This window comes from Brevibacterium sp. FME17, assembly GCF_014897515.1.
Classification (GTDB): domain Bacteria; phylum Actinomycetota; class Actinomycetes; order Actinomycetales; family Brevibacteriaceae; genus Brevibacterium.
The window spans coordinates 240,050-261,954 of the sequence record NZ_JABUYD010000002.1 but is presented as its reverse complement, the minus strand read 5'-3'; the positions used below and the strand labels follow the sequence as shown (position 1 = coordinate 261,954).

The window sequence follows — 21,905 nt, the reverse complement described above, 5'->3', positions numbered from 1 at the left end:
ATTTCCGCTCACCGATTCAGACGAACGAGCGGCATGACAGCACGGCGTGATATGACAGAACGAACTGCTGACCGTGGACGCCGAAGGCTTCCACGGCCGATTTCAAGGGAGATGATGGCATGAATGGTGCGGAGAGCCTGCTGGAGACACTGGGTCACAACGGAATCGAAGTCTGCTTCGCCAACCCCGGCACCTCGGAGATGCATTTCGTGGCGGCCCTGGATCGGCAGCCTCACGTCCGCGGTGTGCTCGGCCTTTTCGAGGGCGTTGTCACCGGGGCCGCTGACGGCTACTCGCGAATGCTCGACAAGCCCGCGGCCACACTGCTGCATCTGGGGCCGGGTGCAGCCAATGGCCTCTCGAGTCTCCACAACGCACTACGGGCTCGGACCTCGATGGTCAACATCATCGGCGATCATGCCGGCTACCACCGGAGCCTCGACGCACCGCTGACCTCTGACATCGAGGGGGCGCTGCGGCCCTTCAGCAACTGGGTGCGCACCTCACCGTCGGCGAACTCCATCGCCAAGGACGCAGCGGATGCCATCGGCTACAGCCTCTCGGGGCAGATCAGTTCGCTCATCCTTCCAGCCGATACCGCGTGGAACACCGCCGATGAGTACACTCAGCCACCGAATACGGTCGCACCCACTTCACCGTCGATCAACCAGGCCGAGGTGGAAGCGGCGGCGGCACGTCTGAGGGAGGCCGGTCCCCGGACTGCCATCCTCCTCGGTGGACGTGCTCTGCGCTCATCTCAGCTCGAGGTCGCCGCCAGAATTGCTGAGGCGAGCGGTGCCACTCTGCTGGCAGAGACCTTCGCAGCACGGACCGAACGAGGTGCCGGGCGACCCACAGTGACGAAGATTCCGTATCCGGTCGAACCGTCTGTCGAGCTGCTGAAGAACTTCGACGCGCTCATCTTCGTTGACGCGAAACCACCCGTCGCCTTCTTCGCCTACCCGGACAAGCCGAGCGTGCTCACCGCACCTGGCACCACCTTCTACACGCTCAGCCCCATCGGTGCTGATTCGCTGCAGGCACTTGAGGATCTTCGCGAGGCGCTCGGGGCAGGGCCGGTAGGCAATCACTTCGCCGAGGCGGCCAGCAGTTCAGCTGGTCACCCTTCTTTGCGTGCGGAGCTGGCTCCGGCTTCTGTTCCCAGTGGCACAATCACCGCGGCGAAACTCGCCGCGTGGCTCTCGGGTTCCATCCCCGAGAACGCGATCGTCCTCGATGAATCCATCACCACGGGCCGGGACTTCTACGCACAGACAGCCACATCGCAGCCCCACGACTACCTCGGCGGAACCGGTGGGTCCATCGGGTGGGCGCTTCCCGTCGGCGCTGGAGCTGCGATCTCGAGCCCCGAGCGGAAAGTCATCGTCTTAGAGTCCGATGGTTCGGGCATGTACAACCCACAGTCTCTGTGGACCTACGCGCGAGAGCAGCTCGACATCGTCGTCCTCATCTTCGCCAATCGGAAATATCAGATTCTGCGCAATGAGATGTCCAATGTCGGTGTCCCCGACTTCGGGCCGAAGGCCGAATCTCTGCTCGACATCGGCAATCCCGCCATCGACTGGGTCTCGCTGTCCCACGGCATGGGTGTGCCAGCCACACGAGTCGAGACCATCGAAGAGCTTGACCGTGACTTCCGGGCGGGTTTGGCCGACTCGGGGCCTCGACTTATCGAAGTGCTTGTGTAACCCCGCTGGGGCCGAAAGTTGTCCTAGTTGTCAGTCGAAATTGTCGCCCGCATGAGACTCATCGATTGCCTCATGCGAGCCGTCTGGATTCCGATACAGCGTGACTCCCTCGTGCAATGCGGTTGATTGCATCCGGGTCTCCGAGCTGTCTTCGGTATATCCGACTTTCTCTCCCTGCCCGATATTCACACTTTTGAATCGCCTGGCCAGGCGGATGATCGGGTTAGTGGATGTGTGTGATCTCTTCATTTCTGCGGTCATGATGATTCGCCCCACTTCATCGCAGATTCAGTGAATTGATTATAACTCTGGCGGCTGTGAAAGCTCCTAGGAATCTGCCCGGAACGATTCGGCTGACGTCGTAGTCTGAATGGCACCCGGAGTCACGGTTGCTGACCCGATTTGGATAGGGTGGAGTCATGAAGTCTGTCCCTCAATTTGTCTCGGCATTGACCGTGGCACTCGCCCTTTTACTCAGCGGCTGCAGCGGCAGTGAGACCGAGGCCGGTGACATCGAGCCCGGTCAGGTTGCCGAGGTTCCCAGCAGTGAGTTCGACAGCACCGATGAACTTGGTGATTTTCTTCGTGACACTGTCGCCGAGGTCCATGTACACCGTGAGTCCGAGAGCAACCCGGACTTCGACCACAACAGAGACGCCGACCGCCTACACGTCGAATTCCCTTCAAACGGAGAGATGAACACCGATAAGAAGGCCACCGCCGATGCGGTTCAAGCTGCAGGCAGCGCCGAATTCGCCTATGACATGCTCATGGTCACCGGCACCACCGATGCAGGCACCTGGTCGTATATGTACAGCACCGACACCGTTGACGAACTCACTGCCAGTGGCTCAGCTGTTGAAGCTGACTCTGTATGGGACTCCGCCGATCAGGACTTCGACTCCGTGCATCGCTGAGGAGGAAGTTGGAGCGCCTGATTTCAACTGGCCCCGAACTCGGGCCTCAACCGATGACAGTCTCAACCGATGACGGCCTGGGCAACGAGATTATCCAAGCGTCGGACGTCGAGGCCCTTGCCGATCTTGATCTTCACATGACCGGCCCGAGTCCACAGCTCCAGTTCGGCGTTGAAGTCGAGTTTTCCGCTGTTCTCACTCGACCACATGTTGATGGACGAATAGGGAATCGAGTACATCTCGATCTTTTTGCCCGTCAGCCCCTGGGCGTCACGGATGATGAGTCTCTTGTTCGTGAAGATCGCCGAGTCACGAATCGTTCTATACGCAGCGACCGGAGTCTCTCCTGCCACCAGGATCGGACTGAGGTCGTCTGGAATGGGACACTCAGAGGTGAAGGTCCACGCTGCCAATGCCTGAAGATCGTTAGCCATGATCGAATTATACTGCGTAAGTAGTGAGATGCTGAATCCGGCGCAGAGAAGGGAGGATGAGCGGTTGCTACTTCTCCAGAAGGACACAAAGTGACACCATTAACGTCGCTGATCGAGAACGATCGCTATGTCTGCCACCTCCGAGCGCAGCTTTTCTAGGAGTTGATCGCCTTGGTCCCAATAGCGCCCCTCATTTTCAACCGAGTCCCATTCAAATTCAGGGCCGTGCCTGTCCGTGAAGTGTGAGCTCCAGAGCTCCATCAATTCCCTCAGCCCAGATGCAAGTCCATTGGACAGATCGTAGTCCCAGGGGTCCATCGCATACTTCTCGGTGCCGCTTTTCCATAGCGGGTACTTCCTCCCGAAATCGGGAAAGTACCTGATCTCGCGCAGTTTCCTGCCCATCCCTACTTCTCCACTACAACCCCATCAGGGTCAGCAAACACCATTGCGCCAGGGCGGATCGTGGCACCGCCGACCTCGACCGTGACGTCGAGCTCGCCATCACCGGTCTTTGCACTCTTGCGCGGGTTGCTGGCCAGGGCCTTGATGCCCAAGCCCATGGACGACAGTGCCACTCGATCGCGGACAGCTCCATTGATGACGACGCCGGCCCAGCCGTTGTTCACGGCCAGCTCTGCGATCATGTCACCCATGAGGGCAGTGGCGATGGAACCGCCACCGTCGATGATGAGCACGGCCCCGTCGCCGGGCTGGGACAGGGTCGACTTCGCCAGTGCGTTGTCCTGAAAGCAGCGCACGGTCCGAGCCGGCCCGGAGAACGAGTCCTTGGCACCGAAGTCACCGAAGTTCAGAGCAATCGAATTGAGTTCTAGTCCGCGTTCGTCCCAGAGATCAGCGGTCGAGACTGTCATGGTGTTTTCCTCCAGGTAGGTGAGTCACACAAAGTGGTCAGTTGAGAAGATGTTGGCCGTCGGCACCAGACTATGCGAAGGCTCCGGCCCGAGCATAGAGCCCCGGCACACCACCCGAGTGGATGAAGACCACATGCTCGTCGGGGCCGAACCGTCCCTGTCTGATGAGATCGATGAGGCCGGCCGCGGCCTTCCCGGTGTACACCGGGTCGAGGAGAATTCCCTCGGTCTGAGCGAAGAGTCGTACGGCTTCGATCATTCCCGGTGTCGGCAGCGCATACCCGGTGCCGAAGTACTTGCCCAGGCCGAGGCTGCGATCGCGGGGGACCGGTGGGAGTTCGAGGAATGAGGCGACCTCGTCGACGAGCCCTACGATCTTAGGCTCTTGATCGTCCTGCGAGCGGCTGACGTTGATGCCGACCACAGGAATCTGACTGCCGGCACCGTGAAGACCGGCGACGAGTCCTGCCTGCATCCCAGCAGACCCACTCGGGGTCACGATCGACGATACGTTCAGGCCCACCTCGGCGAACTGGGTGAGCAGCTCCTGCGCGCAGTCGACATAGCCCAGGGCGCCGGTGACGTTCGAGCCGCCGACAGGGATGACATAGGGCTTGCGCCCCTGAGCTTCAAGCTCGGCGGCCAACTCGTCGGCACGGGCGATCAGGTCACTGCCGTTGGGATGAACCTCAGCCGAATCCGCGCCGAGGAGGTCGAAGAGCAGGAAATTGCCCGTGTGCTCAGGTGGATTGCCCCCGGCATCCGCCGGGATCGGCACCCCGTCGGAACCGAGGTCCTCTTCGAGAACCAGGTGGCACTCGAGTCCTTCGCGTCTGGCCGCCGAGAGCGTGAGCCGGCAGTGATTGGACTGCACCCCACCTGCGGTGACGAGAGTGTCGGCGCCGTGCGCCAGGGCATCGGCGATGAGGAACTCGAGCTTGCGGGTTTTGTTCCCACCTTGTGTCAGGCCCAGCTGGTCATCGCGTTTGATCCAGATCTGGGGGCCGCCCAACTCCGTGCTCAGATGCTCGAGGTGTTCAAGCGCGGTGGGTCCGTTGGAGTAGCGGCGGCGAGGCAGTGTGTTCAGGTCAACCATGGTTCCTGAGTCTACGTGCCAACTGTTCTCGGCAGGCTCAGTGGGACGACTCAGTGCGGTCCTTGAACTGGATATGGTGAACCGCCGGGTGCAGGCCATGTGTGGCGGCTTCATTGTTGACTCCGAAGATCAACAGTTCTCCGGTGACCTTGTTCTTATAGACCACGGACGACGACTTGCCGGCCCCGTCGGCGGCGATGCGATCCCACTGACTCGCATGCTCGTCACCATGCTTGGACAAGGCTTTGACGACGCCGGGTGTGGCGTATTCCCGGACTTCTGTGTCGGAGCCGACACCCCACGCCTTCACGAGGGCATCCGCGTAGCCGGACGCATTCGTCGGATAGCCATCGCTGTGCGCATCGACGGCAACACTGACCTCGGAGCCCGAGCCGGAGCCGGAATCTGCTGGGGAATTCGTTGCGGCCAGCGCGGATCCGCCGGTGATTGCTGCTCCCGCGAGGCCAACGAGCGTCGCGACTGACAGCGCTGCTGCGTGATTGCGAAAGGTGGTGTTCATAGCGTCATTGCCTCCTGCTGTGACAGTCAGAGTGAGTGACCGTCGGTGAGATGTCATCGATCCTAATGATTATCGTCACTGCAGGTGAGCGACGAACAGCGGTCCCTGAGTAAGCTCTCAGTGACTGTTGCAGTTCTGCGAATTTCACGTTGCAACGACGTCGCAACTTCGAGATATTTGCATGAACCCTTGTGGAAACGCCGAGTTGACGGACCGATAAGGACGGTTTCAAGCGGGCAGCCGAAATGCGATCGTGATCAAGAAATTTCGGACCAGTCGTCGTCTCGGGGGTGTCGTCGGACTTAAACGTCGGCCGATTCGGTGGTGTCCGAGCCGGTGACATCGGGGTCGAGCTCCTGAGATTCTTCGGACTTGTCCATCCAGTCCTTCCCGTCCAGGACGCGGGCGACCATCATAGAACTGGCCTGATCGCCGACCGCGTTGACGGTGGTGGCCGGGGGATCGATGACGGTGCCGATGATCTGGATGACAGGCAGTGCCGCGGCAGGGAAGCCGTAGAGGGTGATGATCATCAGCTCCCCGATGAATCCGCCCGAGGGGATGCCGGCCATGACCATCCCGGCCAGCAGGGCCACAGCGATGCCGATGAGGATATTTCCGGGGGTGAAGAAGTCGCGCTGGAAGACGGCGAAGAGGAAGGCGATCTTGAGGATCGCAGACAGACTCGAACCCTCCATGTGGATCGTCGCCCCGATCGGAATGATCGTCTCCCGAATATCGCGGGGCACACCGATGCGCTCACCGGCCCGGAGATTGGCCGGGATCGCGGCCACCGAGGAGGACGTGCCCAAGGAGATCGCCGTCGGCTCGATGATGTTCGCCCAGAACGCGACGATTCCGCGCCGGCCGCCGGCAAGGAAGGAGTAGAGCGTGAAGGCGACGACGAAGTAGACGATCGCCACGGGGTAGTAGACGAGGAAGGCACGGACGTAATCGCCGACCAGCTGTGCCCCGAGCTCACCGATCAGAGCCGCGAAGTAGGCGCCCAGGCCGATCGGGGCGTAATACATGATGATCGAGGTGAACTTGAGGAATACCTCGGATCCCGAATGGAGGAATGCGGCGAACGGGCGGCCCGCCTCGCCGATCTTGGACGTGGCGATGCCGACGATGACCGCGAAGACGATGAGGGCGAGCATGTGCTCGGCGGAGAGGATCTTCGAGAAGTCGTCGACGACGAAAGTCTGAACAAGCTGATCGCCGATCGATCCGAGCTCTTCGACGTCCTTGGGCTGAGTCATCTCGACCTGGACGCCCTGGGTGGCCTTGGTGATCCACAGGGCCGCGATCATCACGATCGAAGCGATGATGCCGGTGACCGCGAAGATGCCGAGCATGCTGCCGAGGATCTTGCCCAGCCGCGTGGCTGAGGACATACCCGCCACCGCCGAAGAGATGGAGAAGAAGACCAGCGGCACAACGAGGGTGAACATCATGTTGATGAACAGCGTGCCGAAAGGTTTGATGACTGCGGCCTTCTCGCCGAAGATCAGGCCGATGATCGCACCGATGACGACGCCGGTGAGGATGAACAGCGGGAAGCGATAGTTGCGCAGGATTTGGCCGAGCTTCGACGGGGACTGCTGCGGGTTGCCGGCAGCTGCTGGGCCTGCAGTGGATGCCATGAGCGACGACCTTTCCGGGGTATCGGGGTGCTCGGAGAGCAAGGAGAACTGTTCAGGCGATCCTAAGGGATTGAGCGAATTCAAGCTGAGTCGTCCGCCCGGTGAAAGCGGACTTCCGGAGCGGCAGGCGAGCGGCAGGCGAAACACCCTGTGCTTAACGATCAATTAGTTTAGACTGGGTTTCGTGAACGATCAGAACCTGGACAATGTTGTCCCTCCGTCTTCCACCGACTCCCTGCTCTCATCAGCAGACATCGAGTTCCTCCTCTACGATTGGCTGCGCGTCGACGAGCTCTGTGAGCGCGAACGATTCGCCGGACACTCCCGCGAAACCTTCGACTCGGTGCTGTCCGCCAGTGAGGAGCTGGCAAAGGAGCACTTCGCCCCGCACGCTAGAAAATCCGATCTCAACGAACCAACCTTCGACGGGGAGAGAGTCACCCTCATCCCCGAGATCAAGACTGCACTCGAACGATTCGCCGATGTCGGGCTGCTGTCAGCGACCATGGACGAGGAGGTCGGAGGCATCCAGCTGCCCCAGACCGTGGCCACCGCCTGCTTCACCTGGTTCCAATCGGCGAACATCGCGACCTCGAGTTATCCGATGCTGACCATGGCAAACGCCGGCCTGCTGTTGGAATACGGGACACAGGAGCAGATTGAGACCTTCGTCCTCCCCGAGATCGAAGGCCGGTTCTTCGGCACCATGTGCCTCTCGGAACCCGAAGTCGGATCCTCACTTGGTGACGTCACCACGCGAGCCGTCCCCGATCCAGACGGGCCCGAGGGCATCTTTCGGGTACACGGCACGAAGATGTGGATCTCCGGCGGCGACCACGAACTGTCCGAGAACATCGTCCATCTCGTCCTCGCCCGGGCCGACGGCGATGGACCGGGAACCAAAGGGCTCAGTCTCTTCATCGTGCCCAAGCACCTCGTCAACAGCGACGGCAGCCTCGGTGAACGCAACGATGTCGTGCTCTCGGGCCTCAACCACAAGATGGGCTGGCGCGGGACCACGAACACGCTGCTCAACTTCGGGGAGGGAACGCACACACCACACGGTTCATCCGGTGCTATCGGCTACCTCGTGGGGGAGCGCGGCAAGGGCCTGTCCTACATGTTCCACATGATGAACTCGGCGCGCATCGGCGTCGGTGCTGGGGCCGTCGCGCTCGGCTACCACGGTTACCTCGACGCACTGCGCTATGCCCGTGAACGCCGCCAGGGCCGCTCCGACGACGGCCGCGGCAAGGATTCCCCGCAGGTCCCGATCATCGAACACGCCGATGTCCGCCGCATGCTCCTGGCCTCGAAGAGCTACGTCGAAGGCGGACTCGGTCTCATCCTCTACGCCGCCACGCTCCTCGACGAATCCGAAACTGCAGAGGACGAGGCCGAGCGTGCACGCGCGGCGCTTCTTCTCGACGTGCTCACCCCGATCGTGAAGACCTGGCCAAGCGTGTGGGGGCTGAAGGCCAATGACCACGCGATTCAGGTCCTCGGCGGAGCCGGCTACACCCGCGACCATGCCGTCGAGCAGCTGTTCCGCGACAATCGACTCAACCCGATCCACGAAGGCACACACGGCATCCAGGCCAAGGATCTCCTCGGCCGCAAGGTCGTCATGAGTGGGGGAGAAGGGCTGAAGGTTCTCGTGGAGGAGATGCGCTCCACCCTCGCGGAGGCGACCGCTTCGACCTCGTGGAACGCAGAAGCTGCTGCTTTGGCAGCGGCCATCGACCGCGTCGAAACCGTCACCGCCGCTGTGTGGAAGTCGGGTGAACCTGTTCATGCGCTGGAGAACGCGTGGACCTACTTCGAAGCGGTGGGGCACACGGTCATCGCCTGGCTGTGGCTGCAGCAGGGTATGGCCGCCGAGGCAGCCGTGGCGTCGCGTGGTGACTCGAGACTGCTGCGGGGCAAGATCACTGCCGCCCGCTACTTCTTCGTTCATGAACTGCCGCAGACCGGGCCCTGGTTCGATCTTGTTGAGGGTGGCCCGTCAACGTTCACCGAACTGGATGACACGTGCTTGTGAGGGTGTGAGCCCTGGTGGTGGGCTTTCACCGAGAGCATCCCCTTGTTACGGTGGCGGCTCAAGCGGAATGTTCTCGTCGTTCCCCTTAAGAATCAGTACCGGTTGCGATGAGGCGTCCGCACTATCCGAGGAGGGAAGCACGATGACAGTAATTTCACCGTCGACAACCACGGATCTCTACCCCACCCGCACCGGTGAGACCACCGAAGTCCTCGACCGCAGGGGACCGATCGCCTTCGGCTCTGCCGAACAGGGGCCTCTCGATGCGAAGTCGCTGCAGCATTACGATGACAAGGGGTTTCTCACCATCGATGAACTCATCACCCCCGATGAGCTTCAGACGTTCCGAGCCGAGCTTGCCCGTTTGGCCAATGACCCGAAGGTCAAGGACGATGACGCCACCATCGTCGAGGCGAAGTCCAACGAAGTCAGATCGATCTTCGACATTCACCGCAGCAATGAGATCTTTCGCAAGATCGCCAATGATCCCCGGGTCATCGCCCGCGCGGAGCAGCTGCTGGGGTCCGAGGTCTACATCCACCAGAGCCGCATCAACTACAAGCCGGGGTTCGTGGGCAAGGAGTTTTCCTGGCACTCCGACTTCGAAACCTGGCACGCCGAGGACGGCATGCCCGAGCCACGTGCAGTGAGCCTGTCGTTGTCGCTGACTGACAACTACTCGTTCAACGGGCCGCTGATGATCATGCCCGGTTCGCATCAGCGCTACATCAGCTGTGTCGGAGGCACCCCGGAGGACAATTACAAGAAGTCACTGGTCATGCAGGGCGCGGGCACTCCCGATCCGCAGACGCTGACTGACTTCGCCGATGAATACGGCATCGATGTTCTCGAGGGACCTGCCGGTGGTGCGGTCATGTTCGATTCCAACTGCATGCACGCCTCGAACGGAAACGTCACGCCGTATTCGAGGTCGAACATCTTCATCGTCTACAACTCGGTGGAGAACACATGTGTCGAACCTTTCGCCGCACCGAAGCCGCGGCCGGAATTCGCCTGCAGCACGGACTTCACTCCCGCCGGTTCCTGACGCGGACGACCTGAGGCAGTACGGACGGCCAGACACAGAGGCCCCAATCTGATGGAGAGGGTCCGGCACCTGGATGACCAGGTGCCGGACCCTCTTTCAGCCTGTCAGGGACTCTTCGTCTGTCAGCGTGTCCGCGTGTCAGTCGTTTGAGTCGCTTCGCTGGGGCGCCTTCGACTCGTCGACGGCCTCATGCGAGCCATCCGGGTTGCGGTAGAGCTTCACGCCCTCGCCGTCGGCAGCAGTTTGGGCTTCCTCTTCGACGTGTTCCTGAACGTATCCGGGAGTTGATCCGTATGAGACGTCCGGTCCGCTCGCCTTCGAAGCCACCTCGTCGAGTTTGTCGTTGATCTTGTCGATCTTCTTCCGCTGATCCTGATCGTCAGTCATGTCTCAACACCCCACTTCGTCCAGATCGGTCTGAGCCTCCATTCTACTCCGAGGCAGGTCGGAGGGGGCCAGGAGCGGGCCGCTTGGCACCGACAGACTGATCACAAGATAGTTTGTCGTTTAGGGCTGCGTTCCTGATACGGTCGCTGACCGTGAAAGATGCATCAGCCTCCACCACTCGTCCCACTGCCTCCCGCCCGAACGATCGCATCGTCTCGATCGATGTCATCCGCGGCATCGCGATCGCCGGCATCCTGCTCGTCAACATCACCTATTTCCTCAACAGCGCCGGTCAAACCGCGGAACCGCGAGGCGTCGATGCCGTGGTGTGGCAGGTCGTCGACATCCTTGCATTGGGAAAGTTCCACTTCGTCTTCGCCTTCCTCTTCGGCACTGGGGTCTTCATCTTCCTCTCCCGACTGCGGGCGAAGGGCCGTTCCACCTGGGTTTACATCCGACGTATGCTCATCCTGATACTCGCCGGTGTGGTGAACTCCGCACTGGGAGGCATCGATGTGCTGACCTCGTACGGATGCCTCGGCTTGGTGCTTCTGCTGCTCACCCTCCTGCCGCGATCGATTCTGTTCATGGTCGCCATCGCTGCGGCGATCATCCCGGACTCTCTGCACCTGGTCTCCACTCTTACTGCCGCGGGTCCTGAGGTTCCGGGAGCACTGCTGCTGATCTTGGAGTTCGGTCGCACACTGGGTCATATGGCCCTCGGATTCTGGTTGGCCGAACGCGGCCTGTTCGCCGCAGGAACTCGGGTTCCGGTTACCCGGATCTTTATGATCGCCCTGGTGGTGTCGGTACCTGTCTGGGTCTGGACCATCGCTGCCGGGACAGGGACGGACGCGGCTCATGAGATCGCGTTCCGCACGGCGATGATCCCCGGCCTCATGTACATCGCCGGGCTGATCCTGCTCCTTCGTCTGCCGGTCGCGCGGGGTTGGCTGTCGTTCCTGCGCTTCTACGGCCGGATGGCGTTCAACAACTATCTTGGTCAGACCGTCATCTGTGTGACGGTGCTTCCGCTGTTCGTTGCTGCTGGTCAGCTGTCTGCCGTCTCCGCATTGAGTTTCTGTCTCGGTGTCATTGTGGTCCAATGCGTGTTCTCGATGCTGTGGCTGCGTTGGTTCCGTTTCGGGCCTCTGGAGTGGGTCTGGCGCTGCGGCACCTATTTGGAGATCACGCCGTTGCTGGTGAGAGGATCGAACCGGAGCCTGTGAGGTATTCCGAAAACAGTATCGCTAGAGGCGCACGGAGGTGCATGATGGAGTTATCAGGTTTGCGCACCGACAGCCGAGGGGAGGTGTAGCCATGTCTGAGAATCCTCAGCCGGAGAAGGGCAGGGACGAATCTTCAACCACCCCCGCCGAGGCGAGCGACAGTTCCGAAGGAAGGTCAGAGTCAGAGCAGATCCGTCATGACCACGAGGACGAGATGGTCGACGAATGGGAAGACGAATCATTCCCCGCCAGTGACCCACCAGGTCACTACTGACCAAGCCTGAGGCGAGATGACTAGCGCGCAGCCCCTTCGGACTGCAATTGCGGTTCGATGGGGCAGCGCGCTTTACTGTCAGTGCGGTCGAATCAGGAGCTCACCGTCCGAGCAGACGGAGCGGAGCGACGGGGGAGATCGCGGGCCACACGGTCGAAATGACTCATTCCCTTCCACAGGCGTTGGTCTCCGATGACATAGAGCCGTCGTCTCGCGCGGCTGACTGCGACGTTGAGCAGATTGGGACTGTGAGAGGCCCATCCTTTGGCCCCCGGGCGATCTCTTGCTCCACCAAGAACGAGGATTACGACGTCAGCTTGCCGCCCCTGAGCCACATGAATAGTACCTGCCTTCAGCTCTGGTCGGTGTTTGGTTACCGTCTCCAAGGCTTCGGCCACACTCTTGAACGGCGAAATCGCGAGGATCTCCGAATCCGGAATCTCTCTCTTCTTGAGGTAGTCGAGTGCATCGTTGAACGCGGTGATTTCGTCAGGTTGAAGGTGATTCCCGTCGAGAGTGGCGGGCCGATCCGCCCAATAGCTCTCCGCAACAATGTCTTCTTCACGCCGCAGAGTCGAAAAGACATCAGACTGCGGATTGTTGCCTCGCTTCACATCGCTGATCATGAGCCCGTCGTAGGCGATTGCATTGGAGATCGAGAACATCGGGTCATCACATCGACGATGAATCCTCAGCGGAGAACCGACCCAGATTCCATTGTCGCCCGAGCCGATCCTTGTTCCGTACCGATTGACCCGGTCAGCAAGAGTCTGCACCGAGGCACGAGGAGCCAGCCAGATGTCGGAAACATTGTAATGTGAGGCGATATCAAGTGACGCCTTTGCCGGAACAGTCATCACGGGCTCCAGCTGCATAGGGTCACCGACGGCGAGTACACGGGAGAAGCGCCAGATTGCACCGGCAGCGAGCTGAGGAGTGGCTTGCCCGGCCTCATCGATGAAGAGCCACCCCAGTGATTCCTGCCCCAGGGGTCCGAACATTCGTGGAACCGAGGCGAAAGTCGTTGATATCAAAGGAATCAGCAGAAACAGTGTCTGCCAGGCGGCTCGTCGCTTGTCTGCCTCCAACTGGTACGGAATGGAACCCTGCATGACGTCGACGGCGGCCATCAGGCTTTGGTAGAACTGCTTGGCCGCGTTTTCGATGAGATCACGGTGGAGGTCCAAACCAGCGAGGAAAAGGTCGGATCGTGCCTCATTGAGTTTCTCGTCGAGCCACGGTGCCTGCTTCTCGCGCTCGATATCGTCAGTCTCTCGCGGAAGACTTCCTTTGAGATCGGCGCGATCCTTGGCGCATTGCTTTTCGAGCCATGCAATCCGTTTCCTGGTCGAATCGAGAATTCTGATGGCGTTGTCATGTGCCCGGTGCATATGGCGCAGTGTCTGTTCGATATCGGCGCGCAACTGCGAGGCATGACTCGCGGACGAGTGCGCCGCATCCGCGAGGTGAATCTTCTTCTCGTGATCTGCCCGCCAGGTGGGAAGCTTGGAAAATCCCGAAAACAAGTTCTCCCAGAAACCCGGCCGTAACTGCAGATGACGGTCAGCTTCTGCTTGTGAAGAATCAGATAACCGATGTGCGTCTCGTTCATCCGCGGACGCTTGAGCGAACTGGCCCTCCAGCTCCCGCCTTTGCTGTTCTGTGGCTTCCGTCCTGTGTGTCGCCGAGGCAAGCGACGATGGTGCATTGTTCAGCTCGATCAAACGAGATTCAACTGCACGTCGCTCGTCAACTGTTTCTCGGACTTTGTTGTCGGCTTTGCGGAATCGCTCCTTTGCTGACTCCCAGCTCCGACGTGGGGACGTGCGATTGGATCTGAGGTCGTTGAGAAAGGTGCCCAACCCTTCAAGCCCGGATTCTTTGTCTCCCCACCAGAGTTTTTGGCCGGCTTCTCTGCGATTGGAAGACTTTCCGAGCTTGGCGGCGACTAACCCCCAGGCCTCAGTAGCCGATTCAGTATTGATCCCTTCAGCGCCCTTCGCCGTCTTTGGCAGTTGGTCGAACGCAAGATGACTCGCGAGGTCGGCGAAATAGTCAGCATCGTCGTTCCACCTGCCGCCAAGAGCCGCTCGAGCTGGAATCTCGCTGCTGACATTCTCCACTGCCGAATTGTTCGAAGAGGCAACGACCATTTCGAACCCGGTGAGCTCAGGGCGCAGGACGTGCACGATTCTGGGCCATTCGTCTCGGTCCTTCCATCTCAGTGCTTCTCCGGTGAAAGCATCAGCGGCGCGTTGGAGCTTGGCGATGCTCCTTGCGCGTTCAACGACGAGACCCGCGAGGACATCACGCAGCATCGTGGTCTTGCCCGTGCCAGGTGGACCGTTCACAGCAAGTATTCCGCTGTCTCCGTGTAAATCTGTGACTGCCTGATTCACGGCAAATTGCTGACTGAGCGCCAGCGGATGATTGGGATCTGATGGCCAACGTCCCGCGGGCAGTCGTTCGGGACCGAGCAACCTGTCTACTTTCTCAGGCTCCTCGATCATGTCGATGCGGTCTCGAGGTTCCGAACCTTCGGGTGTGAGATAGTCTCTGAGCGCATTGCCGAAAGGTTTCGAAGATCTTGAGGCTCGACGGATCTGTACCAGATCATCTAGGACGAAGCTGTTGAGGAAATCAGAGTCATCGGGACTCGAGTCCTTCGGAAGATAGAGACTGTTGACCCTCACAATTGCTGAGGCGAACGACTTTAATTTGCCGATTCCGGCAGTTCTATGAGCCACCTTGACCAACTGCTGGAGAGCAACCTCATCAATCGGCGGCGGTTCGGACGTGCGCGCTTCGTCCCGTCGCTCGGCTTGCAGCTTGTCAATGGCATCGGCCAACTCTTCCGATGCCAGATCGAACCCATCGAGCCAGTCGGGGCTCTGCGGGCCCGGGTTGTGAGCTCGACCCACGCCCCACAGCGCGCCCGACAGGATCTGACTGCCGGTCGAAACCTCTCCTGCAGAGTCCACAACGATTTTGGCAGCGGCGCTTACACCACCACGACGCGGATCGTATGCCTCATCGTCGTCAACGAAGACCTTGTGCAAAGCCTCGTAGATATCAGGAATCTGATAGACACCCAGGTACAGGGTATGGCGCCATTCATGAGGCTTCTTCTCAGTCCTCTTCTTAGACTGATTGGCACTCTGCGCGGGGTGTTCTGGCAGAGCATTCCACGGAAGCTCGTCTCCGGGGCGCCAATCGATGACTTGCTTCGTCGACGACGCTGCGCGCATTGTCAGTGCCGGAAGCTGTTGGGGGTTGAACTGTTCAAGCATCTGCCAGGTGGAGAGCACTCGCTCTGGTTCGGACGTGTTCGAAGATCGTCGACTCTGCATAAGACGAGCCTAAAACACAATGTCACTTCTGTAATGAGCTTGGGTAATGAAGGTAGGCGGCCAAAGGTCTGTGACCGGCATGTGGACTCGAGGTACAGGTCAGGGCGACGGTGCTGTCTGGCCGAATCGGTGCGGCGGCTTCAAGGACTTCTCCGATGGTTACCGACGTACCCTTTTACGTTGGCATCTTGACCTGCTTTCGCTCACACTAGGCGAGAGAAGCTGCAATAAATGTCATCGGCTGTCGTAAGAGGAAATCATCTCCGCAAGCAAACAATCTTCTCTGGCCGAGCAAACCCGCTGGCCGACGCTTATTCCGTCACTGATCGTGAGGCCTCAATGACCCAAAGTCCAGAGAACCCAGGCATTCCAGAGGGCCCAGACCTCGCAGTCTCCGGCGACGCCACACCTCCCGGGTTGTCCTACTTAGCCACCATTGACGTTGAAGTGGACGCGCCGATCGCCATCGGCACCACAGTCGACGGGCTGCGCAAGGTCATCCCGATCCGCGGCGGCAAGGTCTCAGGCCCGGGACTCAGCGGCGAGGTGCTCGACGCCGGTGCCGACTTCCAGCAATACCCCAGCGAGACCGTGGCCTACCTGGCCGCCGACTATGTACTGAAAACCGACGACGGGCACCACATCCTCGTCGAGAATCGGGCATTGCGCACCGGCAGCAGCAGCGACCTGAACAAGCTGATGAACGGCGAACAGGTTGACCCTGAGCGAATCTATTTCCGCTGCGCACCTCGTTTGAGCGCCGACCAGTCCGGCCCATACGCCTGGCTCAGCGACGTCCTGTTCATCGGCTCCGGAGTGCGCAGCCCCAACGGCGTGCGCATCTACATCTTCCAGGTCCGCTGAAATTTGCCAATTCCGCTCGCGCCATCCAGTGCCACAGACCTCGGGCTTATGGCCTGACCGTCACACTCCTGCAGCTTCTCTGACGTCCGGGCGACGGTTGGCCTCAACATCGACTCCGCGCATGCCCAGAAGCACGATTGCCGCCAGCAGAAGCACCACGCCGACGAAGACGTAGATCGCCTGCGGAGTCCATCCGCCGTCGAGCATCGCACCGGTGGCTGTCGGGGCGATGATCGCGCCGAAGCGACCGATCCCGATTCCCCAACCCACACCGGTCGAACGCAGTGAAGAGGAGTAGGACTGCGGGGTGAGAACGTAGAGGCCGGCAATGCAGCCGTTGCTGAACATGCCGACCAGGACGCCGACGATGACGACCAGAACGATCCACTGCGCGGTGAAGATGAACACTGCCATCAGGATCGCAGCCAGCACTGAGAAGCATGCCAGAACTGACCGGGTCGACCAGCGGGAGGTGAACAGCCCGAAGGCGACAGAGCCGATCGCCCCGCCCAAGGTCAGACCGACAGTGACGATCATTGACAAGGTGTCGGTGAGCCCGGTTTCGTGTATGAGTCGCGGGGTCCAAGAGTTGACGAAGTAGAAGCCGAACATCACGATGAAGAACGTTGCCCAGACGACGAATGTGACCCGGCGGTTGCGACGGTTGAACAGAGCCAGGACACCTGAGTCGCTCGTCGCGTTCTCCTCGGCGATGGTCGTGGCAAAGAGATCGACCGTGTCGGTGAAGCCCAGCTTCCGAGCAATGACATCGAGCTTCTTCTGCGCGGTCGCCGGTTTCCGGTTGTAGAGATAGGACGGCGACTCGGGGACCAGCAGCAGGACGAGAACGAGGGACGCCGTGGCGAGGCAACCGCCGAGGACGAAGACCGAGCGCCAGCCTGAGGTGGCGATGAGCGAGACCATCACCGATCCGCCGAGTGCTGCACCGATGCCGTAGCCGGCGGTGTAGATGCTGATGACCAGGCCGCGGCGCTTGCGGGAGGCGTACTCCGCGCAGATGACATTGGTGCCCACCAGAATGCCGCCCACGCCCAGTCCTGTGACGACGCGCCAGATGCCCAGCTGAGCCGCCGAGGTGGCGGTGGCGGAGAGGAAGAGACCGCAGATATTGACGATGAGAGCCACAATCGTCATGTTCCGTCGCCCGATCCGGTCCGCAACCGGGCCTAGGACCAGGGCGCCGATTGCCATGCCGAGCAGCGCCGCACTCATCACCAGTCCGAGCGCCGTCCCCGAGAGGGAGAACTCCTCGCTGACCTGGTTCGAGGAGAAGGAGATGGCAAGGACGTCATAGCCGTCAAGGGCGTTGAGAAGGGTGCAGATGCCGACGATCAGCCATTGATAGGCCGACATTCGAGAGGTGTTGAGTCGTTCGCGCAGGTCCACCGCATACTCCGATTCTGAGGTGAGATAAGCACCCGCACCATTGCGGGATACCTATGATGATAGGGAAAGCGTGACGCTCAGCACATTATCAGCGGCGTCGGACTCGGGCAATGGCCGCGCGGTGGCGAGCGGGTCGATGGCACCCCGGTGTCATCAGCGAAAAGCAGTTTACCTATGGACATAGGTAAATACCTATGCGTATAGTGATTTCAAGAACCCACCGCAGTGTTCGCGAAAGGAATCGCCACGTGGAGGCAACGACCGCTACCAAGGTGCTGGACGACTTCTCTTTGGAGATGACCGGCAAAGACATTCCCAGCCTGCAGCAGGCTGCTCATGCGATTCCGCAGGGAACGCGCGTCAACGTCACGTTCCTCGGCAACGAGAATCTTCAGATGCGTGTCGAGGCCGCCAAGGAAGTCCTCGAACTCGGATTCGTTCCCGTTCCTCATATCTCGGCCCGCAGGCTGAAGTCAGAGACCGAGCTGCGCGAGTTCCTCGATGCTCTGCAGCAAGCTGGGGCCAGTGACCATGTCTTCGTAGTCGGGGGAGACCCGGCAACGCCCGAAGGCCCCTACCCTGATTCGCTCTCGGTCATCCGCTCCGGAATCCTGCAGGACTATGGGGTGAGGGAGGTGGGCATCGCTGGTTACCCCGAAGGCCACCCCGACATCAGCACGGAGACTCTCTGGGAGCACATGTCTGCGAAGACCGAGTCTCTGACGGAGCAGGGGCTGGGCCAAGTCGTCCTCACCCAGTTCGCCTTCGACGCTGCGGCGGTCGTGGCGTGGGTCCATGAAGTGCGCGGCTGCCGCATCGAGGCTGACCTTCGCATCGGCACCCCCGGTCCCGCAGGCATCAAACGACTCCTGGGCTATGCCCGCCGCTTCGGTGTGGGCGCCAGCGCGGGAATCGCGAAGAAGTACGGGTTCTCGCTGACGAATCTGATCGGCACTGCCGGACCGGAGCGATTCCTCAAGGATCTGACCTCATACGAATCCATCACCTCGGCGTCCTCAGGGGTCAAGACCCACTTCTACACCTTCGGCGGACTCGCGTCCACAGCCGAATGGGTCCAAGACTTCACTGCACAGGCCTGAACGCCAGTCACACACAGAGATAAGAACAGAGAGGTTCATCGACCATGACAGACAATCTCCAGCAGATCCTCGATTCGACCAATGCCGTCGATCATCTGCGCAATTCGCAGATCGGCTCGTACATCTATCCGGTCGTCCCCGCTGACTTCACCAACTGGATCAAGGAACAGAAGGCATGGCGTGAGACCGCTGTCCTCTACGATCAGTCGCACCACATGGACAACGTATTCCTCAAGGGTCCCGATGCCATCAAGCTGATCTCCGACACCGCGATCAACTCGGTCGCCAAGTTTGCTGTGAACAAGGCCAAGCAGTACGTGCCCACCACCGAATCCGGCCACGTTGTCGGCGACGGCATCCTCTTCCACGAAGCCGAAGACGAGTACGTGTACGTGGGACGCTCACCCGCGTCGAACTGGCTGCTCTACCACGGTGAGACCGGCGGCTACTCGAACCTCGACATCGAGGTCGACCGCAGGTCCCCATCACGGCCATACGGTCACGCTGTCAGCCGCCGCTACTACCGCTTCCAGATCCAGGGCCCCAACGCCTGGGCGATCATCGAAAAGCTCAACGGCGGCGAGCTGGAGAAGCTGAAATTCTTCAACATGTCGACCATGACCATCGTCGGCAAGCAGGTTCGCACCCTGCGCCACGGCATGGCAGGTGCCCCCGGCCTCGAGATCTGGGGCCCCTACGAGGACCACGACGCGATCCGAGATGCCATCGTCGAGGCGGGTGCTGAGTTCGGTCTGCTGCCCGTCGGCGCGCGGGCCTACCCGTCAAACACGCTGGAGTCGGGTTGGATTCCCTCGCCGCTGCCGGCCATCTACTCTGGAGAGGCCGAGCGCGGCTACCGCGAATGGCTCGGCGCCGACAGCTACGAAGCCACAGGCACACTGGCTGGATCGTTCGTCTCCGACAACATCGAGGACTATTACCTGACCCCATGGGAGCTCGGCTACGGGTCGTTCGTGAAGTTCGACCACGACTTCATCGGCCGCAGTGCCTTGGAAGCCATGGATCCGGCAACCCAGCGTAAGAAGGTGACTTTGGCCTGGGATGCCGATGATCTGGGTGAAGTGCTGTCCTCCCCGCTCAATGTCGATGGACCGAATTACAAGTACTTCGACTTGCCCTTGGCCAACTACGGTTCGGCGAACTATGACTCGGTCGTCGATGCCGATGGCAATGTTGTCGGCATCTCGATGTTCACCGGGTACTCGGCCAATGAGCGCCGAGGTCTGTCCTTGGCCACGGTCAATCCCGACGTTCCCGAGGGAGCTGAGCTCAAGGTCGTCTGGGGCGAGCCCGATGGCGGCACATCGAAGGCATCGGTGGAGAAGCACGAGCAGACCGAGGTGGGTGTCGTCGTCAGCCCCGTTCCGTATTCGACGGTTGCGCGTCAGACCTATCGCGGTGGGTGGCGCACGGGCCAAGGCGCCTGAGAGTTGTAGTCTGAGGGGGTTCGGGCAGCGGGCCCGGACCCCCTCGCTGATTCACAGAATAGGAACCACGATGAGTCTCCGAAGCGCTCTCCTGGCGTTGCTCCGCATCGGCCCGATGTCCGGCTACGAGCTGCAGAAGCAGTTCTCCCAATCCGTTGGTCACGTGTGGCATGCCCCGGATTCGCAGATCTATCCCGAGTTGCGGAAGATGGCGAAAGAAGAGCTCATCATCGCTGAGGAGCAGACTCGCGGATCTGCTGGAATGCGCCGTGTCTATCATGTCACCGAGGCGGGGGAGCAGGCCTTCATCGACTGGATGCACAGTCCATTGAAGTACCAGCGCACACGCGACGCCGCTCACTTGAGGGCCGCATACCTCGAGTCGGCTGACCAGGACGCCGTCTTTACGTTCCTCAACGAGCACATAGCTCACTGGACGAGCGAACTCAAAGTCTGGGAGGACGAGATCGCCACCATTGAAGCTCTCGAATCTCCGATGCTCAATCGTCGTCTGGCAGTCACGGCCGATGAAGACCGTGAAGTCACCATTGAGTATAAGAAGTTCGCCTACGAGGGTCTGGCCGCCCGAGCCCGCAGCGAGATCGAATGGGCCCAGCGGGGCCTGAAGCTCAGCAAGAGGCTTGAACGAAAAAGCGCGCAGACCGCACAATAATTTGAGTTCGCCACCGTGGCGGAATCAAGCCGAGCTGCGAAGATTCACGAAGATGTTGCGGTGAAATTGTCCATACGAGCCCACCGGTAGCGCGTCTGTCTGTCGCACTGCACCAGGATGCGCAGGAACAGGCCGCCCGCAATGAGGCCACCGAGGAGATCTGTGGCCCAGTGCCAACCGAGGAGGAATGAGACCGCCACGGAGTTCACGCTGATCGCGACCACGACCCAGCACAGAATATGGACGAGCCGTCGGGAGGTGCCACTGTAGTGGGCGATGAGGTAGACGGCGGCGCCATAGATGAGCACCGCTTCGGCGGAGTGTCCGGAGGGGAAACTGATCCCACGATCACCGAACTCGAGCAGACCGCCTTGGAAGAATCTCGGATCATGCAAAGTTGTCGCCGGCCGGGCCAGCAGAATCTTCAGCCCCCCGATGCCGATGAAGAAGGCCGCCTCGGCCGCCAGCGCGAACCCGATCGGGCGCCAGGACTGCCTCCTGCGCGCGAGCACAATCGCAACAATCGCCAGCACGGGCATACAGACTGCCTGCCCGGCAATGCTGTCCAGAATATTCTGTGTGAACCACACCAGATCAGGGTTGAAAAGGTAGAGCCAGCGACGATTGAGCTGGTAGTCCCAGACTCGCAACGGCCCCGCGGCGAAGATAGTCAACACGACGAATCCGAGTGCCAGCACCCAAATTGAGGTTGCCTGAGTAAGCCATCCCTTACTCTTCGCCTGTACTCGGTCATGATCGGAGGGAAAGCCGGTCTGACCATCAGGCGCCATGCGAGAATCGACAACCATCAAGGGCGAGTTTAGTCGGTTCGAGGTGCCGACGTGGAAACAGCTGAATAATGGGAGTTGAACCACCAGCGCATCTTG

20 protein-coding genes are annotated in these 21,905 nt (G+C 60.4%); 10 read left to right on the top strand and 10 right to left on the bottom strand.

Going from position 1 to position 21,905, the window contains the following annotated elements:
- The first annotated feature begins 119 nt into the window (after positions 1–119).
- Together INT40_RS03120 and INT40_RS03115 are read left to right on the top strand one after the other, a co-directional pair.
- Entirely contained in the window at positions 120–1,709 is a 1,590-nt protein-coding gene (locus tag INT40_RS03120; protein WP_193095483.1) for an acetolactate synthase large subunit, read from the top strand.
- Between the two features lie 419 nt (positions 1,710–2,128).
- Entirely contained in the window at positions 2,129–2,626 is a 498-nt protein-coding gene (locus INT40_RS03115; RefSeq protein ID WP_193095482.1) for a hypothetical protein, read from the top strand.
- A gap of 62 nt (positions 2,627–2,688) precedes the next feature.
- Here INT40_RS03115 and INT40_RS03110 read toward each other — a convergent pair whose 3' ends face one another.
- The 6 genes from INT40_RS03110 to INT40_RS03085 form a co-directional block, all read right to left on the bottom strand.
- Complete coding sequence (locus tag INT40_RS03110) at positions 2,689–3,060, bottom strand: PH domain-containing protein (protein WP_193095481.1); 372 nt, start codon at positions 3,058–3,060, stop codon at positions 2,689–2,691.
- A 99-nt stretch (positions 3,061–3,159) separates the two neighbouring features.
- On the bottom strand, positions 3,160–3,465 hold the full coding sequence (locus INT40_RS03105) for a hypothetical protein (protein WP_193095480.1): 306 nt from the start codon (positions 3,463–3,465) through the stop codon (positions 3,160–3,162).
- A 2-nt stretch (positions 3,466–3,467) separates the two neighbouring features.
- Positions 3,468–3,935, bottom strand: a complete 468-nt coding sequence (gene rraA, locus INT40_RS03100) for a ribonuclease E activity regulator RraA (protein WP_193095479.1) — start codon at positions 3,933–3,935, stop codon at positions 3,468–3,470.
- A 70-nt stretch (positions 3,936–4,005) separates the two neighbouring features.
- The gene (locus INT40_RS03095; protein ID WP_193095478.1) at positions 4,006–5,031 is read right to left on the bottom strand and encodes a D-cysteine desulfhydrase; all 1,026 of its coding nucleotides are present in this window, start codon (positions 5,029–5,031) and stop codon (positions 4,006–4,008) included.
- Positions 5,032–5,068: 37 nt separating this feature from the next.
- Positions 5,069–5,551 (bottom strand): hypothetical protein, encoded by a 483-nt coding sequence (locus INT40_RS03090; RefSeq protein WP_101569681.1) that lies wholly within the window; start codon positions 5,549–5,551, stop codon positions 5,069–5,071.
- A gap of 302 nt (positions 5,552–5,853) precedes the next feature.
- Complete coding sequence (locus INT40_RS03085; RefSeq protein WP_193095477.1) at positions 5,854–7,197, bottom strand: dicarboxylate/amino acid:cation symporter; 1,344 nt, start codon at positions 7,195–7,197, stop codon at positions 5,854–5,856.
- Between the two features lie 184 nt (positions 7,198–7,381).
- Between INT40_RS03085 and INT40_RS03080 the strand changes: the two genes are divergently transcribed.
- Together INT40_RS03080 and thpD are read left to right on the top strand one after the other, a co-directional pair.
- Positions 7,382–9,238, top strand: coding sequence for an acyl-CoA dehydrogenase (locus INT40_RS03080; protein ID WP_319021923.1), 1,857 nt, complete (start codon positions 7,382–7,384; stop codon positions 9,236–9,238).
- Positions 9,239–9,380: 142 nt separating this feature from the next.
- Complete coding sequence (gene thpD / locus INT40_RS03075; protein WP_101569683.1) at positions 9,381–10,286, top strand: ectoine hydroxylase; 906 nt, start codon at positions 9,381–9,383, stop codon at positions 10,284–10,286.
- Between the two features lie 138 nt (positions 10,287–10,424).
- Here the strand turns inward: thpD and INT40_RS03070 are convergent, their stop codons facing one another.
- The gene (locus INT40_RS03070; RefSeq protein WP_101569684.1) at positions 10,425–10,673 is read right to left on the bottom strand and encodes a hypothetical protein; all 249 of its coding nucleotides are present in this window, start codon (positions 10,671–10,673) and stop codon (positions 10,425–10,427) included.
- A 152-nt stretch (positions 10,674–10,825) separates the two neighbouring features.
- On the opposite strand from INT40_RS03070, the gene INT40_RS21120 reads away from it, so the two are divergent.
- Complete coding sequence (locus tag INT40_RS21120; protein ID WP_193095476.1) at positions 10,826–11,902, top strand: DUF418 domain-containing protein; 1,077 nt, start codon at positions 10,826–10,828, stop codon at positions 11,900–11,902.
- A gap of 91 nt (positions 11,903–11,993) precedes the next feature.
- Positions 11,994–12,176, top strand: a complete 183-nt coding sequence (locus tag INT40_RS03060) for a hypothetical protein (RefSeq protein ID WP_101569686.1) — start codon at positions 11,994–11,996, stop codon at positions 12,174–12,176.
- Between the two features lie 92 nt (positions 12,177–12,268).
- On the opposite strand, the gene INT40_RS03055 is transcribed toward INT40_RS03060, so the two are convergent.
- Positions 12,269–15,526 (bottom strand): DEAD/DEAH box helicase, encoded by a 3,258-nt coding sequence (locus tag INT40_RS03055; protein WP_193095475.1) that lies wholly within the window; start codon positions 15,524–15,526, stop codon positions 12,269–12,271.
- Positions 15,527–15,865: 339 nt separating this feature from the next.
- Between INT40_RS03055 and INT40_RS03050 the strand changes: the two genes are divergently transcribed.
- On the top strand, positions 15,866–16,390 hold the full coding sequence (locus INT40_RS03050; protein ID WP_193095474.1) for a DUF3237 domain-containing protein: 525 nt from the start codon (positions 15,866–15,868) through the stop codon (positions 16,388–16,390).
- 60 nt (positions 16,391–16,450) lie between these two features.
- Here the strand turns inward: INT40_RS03050 and INT40_RS03045 are convergent, their stop codons facing one another.
- Positions 16,451–17,764: an MFS transporter gene (locus INT40_RS03045; RefSeq protein WP_226830691.1), complete on the bottom strand. Its 1,314-nt coding sequence runs from the start codon at positions 17,762–17,764 to the stop codon at positions 16,451–16,453.
- 281 nt (positions 17,765–18,045) lie between these two features.
- On the opposite strand from INT40_RS03045, the gene INT40_RS03040 reads away from it, so the two are divergent.
- From INT40_RS03040 to INT40_RS03030, 3 genes are all read left to right on the top strand, one after another.
- Positions 18,046–18,897: a methylenetetrahydrofolate reductase gene (locus INT40_RS03040; protein ID WP_193095472.1), complete on the top strand. Its 852-nt coding sequence runs from the start codon at positions 18,046–18,048 to the stop codon at positions 18,895–18,897.
- 44 nt (positions 18,898–18,941) lie between these two features.
- Complete coding sequence (gene ligM, locus INT40_RS03035; protein ID WP_193095471.1) at positions 18,942–20,345, top strand: vanillate/3-O-methylgallate O-demethylase; 1,404 nt, start codon at positions 18,942–18,944, stop codon at positions 20,343–20,345.
- A 70-nt stretch (positions 20,346–20,415) separates the two neighbouring features.
- Positions 20,416–21,018: a PadR family transcriptional regulator gene (locus INT40_RS03030; RefSeq protein ID WP_101569692.1), complete on the top strand. Its 603-nt coding sequence runs from the start codon at positions 20,416–20,418 to the stop codon at positions 21,016–21,018.
- A gap of 44 nt (positions 21,019–21,062) precedes the next feature.
- Here the strand turns inward: INT40_RS03030 and INT40_RS03025 are convergent, their stop codons facing one another.
- Entirely contained in the window at positions 21,063–21,827 is a 765-nt protein-coding gene (locus INT40_RS03025; RefSeq protein WP_226830689.1) for a phosphatase PAP2 family protein, read from the bottom strand.
- Positions 21,828–21,905 lie beyond the last annotated feature (78 nt).